The organism is Asaia sp. VD9 (genome assembly GCF_037150015.1).
Classification (GTDB): Bacteria; Pseudomonadota; Alphaproteobacteria; order Acetobacterales; family Acetobacteraceae; genus Asaia.
Window position 1 is genome coordinate 1 of the sequence record NZ_JBBCQM010000040.1, and the last position, 737, is coordinate 737.

At 60.9% G+C, this 737-nt stretch carries 2 protein-coding genes; both read left to right on the forward strand.

Annotated features, from left to right (window positions below; genetic code table 11):
• Positions 1–219, forward strand: a 219-nt coding sequence (locus tag WFJ47_RS16465) for an ArsB/NhaD family transporter (RefSeq protein WP_336764448.1), incomplete at its 5' end; no start/stop codon positions are given.
• Positions 220–240: 21 nt separating this feature from the next.
• Positions 241–737 (forward strand): NAD(P)H-dependent oxidoreductase (locus WFJ47_RS16470; RefSeq protein WP_336764450.1); only part of this gene is annotated, 497 nt, incomplete at its 3' end.

Genomic DNA, 737 nt, shown 5'->3' on the forward strand with positions numbered 1-737 from the left:
CTGATGATCTATGCCAACGTCATCGGCTGCGACCTCGGGCCGAAATTCACGCCGATTGGTAGTCTCGCAACACTGCTGTGGCTGCATGTGCTGGCATCCAAGAACCATCGGGTCACATGGGGGCAGTATATGAAGGTCGGACTGGCGATTACGCCGCCCGTCCTGCTGGCAACACTCGCGGCGCTGGCCCTATGGCTGCCCCGGATCAGTCACCCGTAATACACGACAGGACCGATATATATGACCGAACCTGAGCTGCCAGCCTTGCATCCGGAGTATCTCGAACGGGTCGATCTCGCGCGGCTGGAACCGCAACCGCGTGTGGACCATCCGCCGCGTATCCTGCTGCTCTACGGCTCTTTGCGTCCCCGATCCTTCAGTCGGTTGCTGGTGCTTGAGGCGGAACGCATCCTGAAGGTGCTGGGGGCCGAGACACGGGTGTTCGACCCGACCGGCCTACCGATAGCGGATTCCGTGCCTGCCACGCATCCGAAAGTGCAAGAACTGCGGGAACTGTCGATCTGGTCGGAAGGCCAGGTCTGGTGCAGCCCCGAACGGCACGGCAACATAACCGCTGTGTTCAAAAACCAGATCGACTGGTTGCCATTGTCCGAAGGCTCGATCCGTCCGACGCAGGGCCGCACGCTGGCGGTCATGCAGGTCTCAGGCGGATCGCAAAGCTTCAATTCCGTCAATGCCCTGCGGGTTCTGGGCCGGTGGATGCGGATGTTCACCAT